Genomic DNA, 2,503 nt, shown 5'->3' with positions numbered 1-2,503 from the left:
TTCATAATTAAAAAGTTCTATGGTGTTTCTAGTTCTAAATGCTAAAGAACTTGCATCAACTTCTTGAATGTACGGCATTCTTTGAAGTTGCGGATATGCCTTTTTAAGATCTTCTAAACTCGTCTTTTTTACAATTTTAGCTGTTTTAGCATCTGTAAAGATAAACTCGTTTTCTTTCTCGAAAACATAATTATTTGTGTTCTCAACCCATTTTAAATTTGATAAAGAAATAGGATACAACCCTTTGTAATAACCTAAAACGGCATCTTCAAGAGTTAATTCTTTTTGTTGAGAATAACCTAAAATAAAAGTGCAAATAAATAAAAAAGAAAGTATTTTTTTCATTGGAAAATATGGTATTTGTTATAAAGAGTAAAGTTAATTAATTCAGTTATTTTTTTACTGAATTTTATCAGTTTGTTTGAAATTAATACGTGCCATTATTGGAAAATGGTCCGAGTATTTTACTGGATAGGTTTTATAATTATTTACTTCAATATTTTTATCAGTTAAAATGAAGTCTATTCTAAAAGAAAATTTGTAATCGTATGTATTTCCAAAACCTTTTCCTGCTATTTCAAAAGTGTCATTTTTATCAGTTTTTAATTTTTTATATACCCAAGAAAAAGCATTATTATTAAAATCGCCGCAAATAATGGATTTGTACTTAATTTTTTCTTGATGTTGTAGAATTAATAAAGCCTGATTTGCTTGTTTTTTAAATGCATTTTCAACTCTAATTTTAAGTTTTTCAGAATTTTCTTGTGTTAGAGTTTCTTTTTCAGGATTGATTTTTAAAGATTCTAAATGCACATTATATACTCTAATGGTATCTTTTTCCTTAATTAAATCAACAAAAATGGCATTATTACTACTGTTTGAAAAATTTAAAGAACCGGAATTAATAATTTTATATTTCGAAAAAATGGCGTGTCCAAAATTATTTTGGTTTGTTCTTATCTTAACATAACTATAAGGATAATTTAAATCCAGTTTTTTTGAAGGATGAAATTCTTGAATACATAAAATATCAGGAGATTTTTCATTGATAAAATCGTATATTTTTTGATCAATATCTTTTTCATCAATCCAGTTGTACAGATTAAACATCCGTACATTATAGCTCATTATTTTTACATCTTTACTCAGTAATACTTTTTTTTCTGAAAAACTGTAAAATTTTGTAATATATTGAAAGCCAATTAGTAAAACAAGAGTTGAAAGTAGGAATTGTTTTTTAAATTTTATTATCCAATAGATTATATATAGAAGATTTACTATAATTAAAAAGGGAATAACAAGACTTAAAAATGAAAATAGTGAATAGGTGTTTGGTGAAATATAATAGCCTAAATATGAAAAAAGTAATAATGCCGCTAAAAGGGAATTGATGATAAACAACAATTTATCTAAAATCGATAATTTTTTCATGTTTCCGTCTTTTTACTTTTTCCCTGCTCTAAATAAAAAATCTTTTTCTTCTTGTGTTAAACTTTCGTAACCCGACTTGCTAATTTTATCTAGAATAACATCAATTTTACGTTGCCTAGATATAGATACGTCATTTTTTGAAGCTCGTTCTTTAGATTTATGAACTGTTCTTAAAGGCCTATCTTTTTTTGACTTCATAAAATTAGTGAAATAATCTAAGATTGCTTCAAACCATTTACCAATATCGTTTCCTTTGTCTAATTGTTTTGCATAAATAAACCCAAATACGGCACCGCTTAAATGTGCAATTGCACCACCATTGTCCGGGTTTGCCAATTGTAATATGCTTAGAGCAACCCAAATTGCAGCTAATACCCATAATTCTACACTTCCAATAAAGCGTAAACGTAAAGCATATCTTGGAATTTTAGTTGCTATAGCAACAAATATGGTACTAACAGCCGCAGATGCACCACCTAATGGCGCACCACTTTTATCAGCGAAATAGTTAAAACTTAAAAATGAAATTGCACCAACAATAGCACCCAAAAAGTAAAAATTAAGAAATTGTTTTTTTGTAAAAAAATCTAAAAACAGATTTCCGATATAGTAGAGTACAAGTAAATTGGATAATACATGAAATAGCCTTTCGTGAATAAAAGCATATGAAATTAGTGTCCAAGGTTTATTTAGAAAGCTATCAAAACTTGAAGGTAAAGCAAGCCATTGCACACTAAATGTTTTAAATAATACAGTTATTAAAAATAAAAATACATTTACGTATATTATTTTTTCTACAACGTTTGCTTTGTTATAAGCGTGTTTTATGTCGTCTATTATATTCAAGTTAATTCCAGCGTTTAAATTGGTTTTGTTTCCAATACCAAGCGATTAAAAATCCGATTAATGCACCTCCAACGTGTGCAAAATGCGCAACGTTTCCAATAGAGTATTTTGTCATTCCAAAAAACAAATCTCCTAAAATAATTGCAGGTATAAAATATTTTGCAGCAATTGGAACTGGAAAAAATATCAATGCTAATTTAGCATTCGGGAAACTCAATCCGAAGGC

General features: G+C 27.5%; 3 protein-coding genes and 1 pseudogene. All 4 read right to left on the bottom strand.

The features are described from left to right. Positions 1-345 (bottom strand): annotated as a pseudogene (locus tag AB1Z17_RS11905) (hypothetical protein); the annotation flags it as partial. A 54-nt stretch (positions 346-399) separates the two neighbouring features. After that, the gene (locus tag AB1Z17_RS11900) at positions 400-1,431 is read right to left on the bottom strand and encodes an endonuclease/exonuclease/phosphatase family protein (RefSeq protein ID WP_368052013.1); all 1,032 of its coding nucleotides are present in this window, start codon (positions 1,429-1,431) and stop codon (positions 400-402) included. 12 nt (positions 1,432-1,443) lie between these two features. Further along, a complete protein-coding gene (locus AB1Z17_RS11895) occupies positions 1,444-2,277 on the bottom strand; it encodes a rhomboid family intramembrane serine protease (protein WP_368052012.1) in 834 nt (277 codons plus the stop codon). 1 nt (position 2,278) lies between these two features. Continuing rightward, positions 2,279-2,503 (bottom strand): rhomboid family intramembrane serine protease (locus tag AB1Z17_RS11890; protein ID WP_368052011.1); only part of this gene is annotated, 225 nt, incomplete at its 5' end.

This window comes from Lutibacter sp., assembly GCF_040883305.1.
In the GTDB taxonomy this organism is placed as follows: domain Bacteria; phylum Bacteroidota; class Bacteroidia; order Flavobacteriales; family Flavobacteriaceae; genus Lutibacter.
Note: the sequence above shows the minus strand (reverse complement) of the source record. Positions and strands in the feature narration are given on the sequence as shown.